Raw genomic sequence first — 3,732 nt, 5'->3', positions numbered from 1 at the left:
CTACAAACGTGATGTCGCAAGGCAAAAATGGCATCAGGGCTTGACTGTTAACCCTAACCCGCTCAAACTTCGCCTCAGTGTCAACTTATCCTGACAGCTAATCCGGCGCATGAAAAAATACTGACGATTGCTTTTGTAACGTCTTGATCAGAGCAGGTTTTAATCACCTCATCCCATCTTGTTCTGCGCCGGTATTGGGTATCACTGTCACGTTACAGGAATCCATTATGAGACTGAAAGTCTGTTGTGAAGATAGGATCGGACTGACCCGCGAACTGCTTGATATTCTGGTTCGCCGCGATATTGATCTACGCGGGATCGAAATCGACCAAGTCGGGATTATCTATCTGAACTGCCCTGAAATTGAATTTGAAGCCTTTAGTCAGTTGATGTCTGAAATTCGACTGATTTCTGGGGTCACCGATGTGCGCAAAGTCCAGTTCTTGCCTGCCGAGCGCGAGCATAAAGAGCTACGTGCCTTGGTCGAAAGCCTGACCGATCCTGTGGTCTCGATCAACCTTGACGGCTACATCGATATGGCCAATAAAGCGGCACAAGATCTGATTGGATCCAGTGAGCATCAGCTTATCGACGAGCATGCGAACACCGTGTTTCCTGACTTTCAGTTTGCCCATTGGCTGGAAAAAGAAGAAGCCAGCCAAAGCTGTAGGATGGTGGTGATGGCTGGCCTCGACTTCCTCATGGAAGTGATGCCTGTTCATATCAACGATGAAAGCGAACAGCCTGTGCTCGTGAGCGCCGTGGTCCAACTGAAACAAGTGGCGCTGAATAACACCCCGCAAACGGTTTTCCGCACGCCGAGCGACCATGGTTTTGAGCACCTCGTTGGCCAATCCAACAAGTTTAAGCAGCTGATGAGCCAAGCTAAAAAATTAGCGATGCTCGACGCGCCACTGTTGGTACAAGGCGAAACCGGAACAGGCAAAGAGATGATTGCGCGCGCTTGCCATCGGCATTCACTGCGGGCAGACAAACCCTTCTTGCTGGTGAACTGCGTGTCGATGCCTGATAACGCCGCTGAAACCGAGCTGTTTGGCATGGCCGCCGCAGAAGAGGGCGGTAGCGCGAAAAAAGGGATTTTAGAGCAAGCGGACGGCGGCACCGTCTTCCTATATGAAGTCGGTGAAATGAGCCGTCACCTGCAGGTAAAACTGCTGCGCTTTATGCAAGACGGCACCTTCCGTCGGGTCGGTGAAGAGCGTGAAATGCAGGTCGATGTGCGGGTGATTTGCTCAACGCAGAAAAATTTACCTGAGCTGGTGGCCGCGCACCAATTCCGCGAAGACCTCTTTTATCGCCTTAATGTCTTATCGCTGACGGTTCCACCGCTGAGAGAACGTTCTGCGGATGTGATGCCACTTGCGCAGCTATTTATTAAACAATTTGCCGCCGATTTGGGCCAATCCAAGCCAAGCATCGATGACGCGCTTGCAGACTACCTGACCCACTATGCATGGCCGGGTAATATCCGCCAGCTTCGCAATGTGTTATTGCATGCGATGACCCAAATCGATGCCGACGTGATGACGATAGACGATGTGCAGTTACCAGAAATCGAAAAGATGCCATCAGCCATGAAGACGTCATGCGAGTTGTGCAATACTTTCAGCGCAATCGTGCCTTTCTTGCCCCCTGGGAGCCGGCGCGAACATCGGGCTTTTACTCCGAGCAGGGCTGGAAACGGCGGGTGCTACAGCTGATGGAGTTACAAAAGCATCAGCTGGCATATTATTTTTTAATTGCCAAGCAAGATTCTCCCACGGTATTGGGAGTGATCTCTTATACCAGCATGATGCAGTATCCTTCGTATTCTTGCACCGTCGGTTACTCGTTAGACCAAGCGGCACAAGGGCAGGGCATTATGCGCCGCGCATTGGCGACCACCAATCAATGGTTATTCGATAATATCCATATTCACCGCGTCAATGCCGCTTATATGCCATGCAATGCGCGCAGTGCCAAGGTGTTAGAGGCCGTTGGATTTGAACGAGAAGGACGAGCACGGGATTACCTGCTCATTAATGGTCAATGGGAAGATCACCTGTTAATGGCACATATTAATCCCCACTGGCGCCCTAAATCGTCGTCCTAAAGGAAGGTTCCATGAAAAAAGGCGATCGATTGCGATCGCCTTTTGCGTTGCTGTTTTTGCTCGTGCCCTCATGGACCTTCGCTATTTCACTGTTAAGACTCGCATCGTATTGGTTGRGCCAACCACTTCCATTTGGTCACCTTGGGTCATGATCACCTGATCGCCTTCATTCAAAAACCCACCCGCTTTCAGTGTCTGCAGGGCAAGCTCGGCCACTTGCCTTCTGCCATGGCGCGTACCGTCTCAACCGGATACTGCCCTGCTGCGGTTTCTGCTGATAGCATTACCGCGTCGGTACCATCCAACACGGCGTTAGCGACATCCATCACTTCTGCACGGGTTGGCATCGGGGCTGTGATCATCGACTCCATCATTTGCGTGGCAGTGATCACTAAGCGGTTCATACTGCGTGCGCGTCGGATCAATTGTTTCTGTACCCCGACTAACTCAGGGTCACCAATTTCGACGCCAAGATCGCCACGTGCCACCATCACCACATCAGACGCTTCGATAATGTCATCAATACTGGCATCGCTCACCACGGTTTCTGCGCGTTCAACCTTGGCGACCAAACGTGCATCCAGACCAGCCTCGCGTGCTAATGAGCGGGCATAATGCATGTCTTGACCGTTGCGAGGGAACGAGATAGCCAAAAAGTCGACCTTGATTTTGGCGGCGGTGAGAATGTCTTGTTTATCTTTTTCGGTCAACGCAGGCGCAGATAGGCCACCGCCTTTCTTGTTGATCCCTTTGTTGTTTGATAGCTTCCCACCCACCGTGACTTCGGTATGCACTTTGGTGCCGTCAACGGCCAATACTTTAAGCTGTACACGGCCATCGTCGAGCAGCAAAATGTCGCCATGGGTGACATCTTGCGGTAGCGCCTTGTAGTCCAGCCCCACAGCGTCTTGATCGCCCATTCCCGGAGACAGATCGCTGTCTAGGGTAAATTTATCACCCACCGCAAGCACAATAGCGCCGTCTTTAAACGTGGATACGCGAATCTTAGGGCCTTGTAAATCGCCTAAAATCCCCACATGACGACCCAGTCGTGCGGCGATAGCACGCACCTGTTCGGCACGCTTAATATGATCTTCTGCACTGCCGTGAGAGAAGTTGAGGCGAACGACATTGGCACCCGCCTGAATGACGGCCTCTAACACACTGTCTTTATCCGTTGCCGGGCCCAAGGTGGTGACAATTTTCGTTCTTCTCAATTTTGCAGACATGATTAACTCCTGTAGACAGGGTGATGCGCAAGAAGCGTGTTACAAGGCAAGCATCACCGCTTAGTAATAAACCAATAAAACGCTGACATCAGTGTAGCGCACGGAAAATATCAACGAGATGACACAAAAAAGGAGTGCCATGCACTCCTCGGGATTAGGTCAATGATTCTTTATGAAAACGTGAATCGCGAATGGCTTCTTTGACACGTTTCAAGTTATCTCTAAAGCCGGGGCCGCGGCGTAGGGTAAAACCGGTAGCCAAGACGTCGATGACGGTCATTTGCACCACGCGGCTTGCCATTGGCATGTATTCATCGGTATCTTCAGGGACATCGAGTTGAATGGTGTGCGAGCAAACCTTATCGAGCGGTGAATCGCGCTGGGTAATAC

The 3,732-nt window shown here is 51.2% G+C and carries 2 protein-coding genes and 2 pseudogenes; 2 read left to right on the top strand and 2 right to left on the bottom strand.

Going from position 1 to position 3,732, the window contains the following annotated elements; genetic code table 11:
• The first annotated feature begins 227 nt into the window (after positions 1–227).
• Together tyrR and BZG79_RS12865 are read left to right on the top strand one after the other, a co-directional pair.
• Entirely contained in the window at positions 228–1,721 is a 1,494-nt protein-coding gene (tyrR, locus tag BZG79_RS12870) for a transcriptional regulator TyrR (protein ID WP_242414186.1), read from the top strand.
• A complete protein-coding gene (locus BZG79_RS12865; RefSeq protein ID WP_077774589.1) occupies positions 1,607–2,113 on the top strand; it encodes a GNAT family N-acetyltransferase in 507 nt (168 codons plus the stop codon). The genes tyrR and BZG79_RS12865 overlap by 115 nt, the downstream gene beginning before the upstream one ends.
• A gap of 81 nt (positions 2,114–2,194) precedes the next feature.
• Here BZG79_RS12865 and pyk read toward each other — a convergent pair.
• Both pyk and BZG79_RS12855 read right to left on the bottom strand, forming a co-directional pair.
• Positions 2,195–3,342: pseudogene (gene pyk / locus BZG79_RS12860) on the bottom strand (pyruvate kinase).
• Positions 3,343–3,496: 154 nt separating this feature from the next.
• Positions 3,497–3,732: pseudogene (locus BZG79_RS12855) on the bottom strand (transcriptional regulator HexR); the annotation flags it as partial.

Origin of the sequence: Salinivibrio sp. MA427 (genome assembly GCF_001996115.1) — a bacterium.
Lineage (GTDB): Bacteria > Pseudomonadota > Gammaproteobacteria > Enterobacterales > Vibrionaceae > Salinivibrio > Salinivibrio costicola.
The sequence above is the reverse complement of the archived record's forward strand: the minus strand, read 5'-3'. Positions and strand labels throughout refer to the sequence as shown.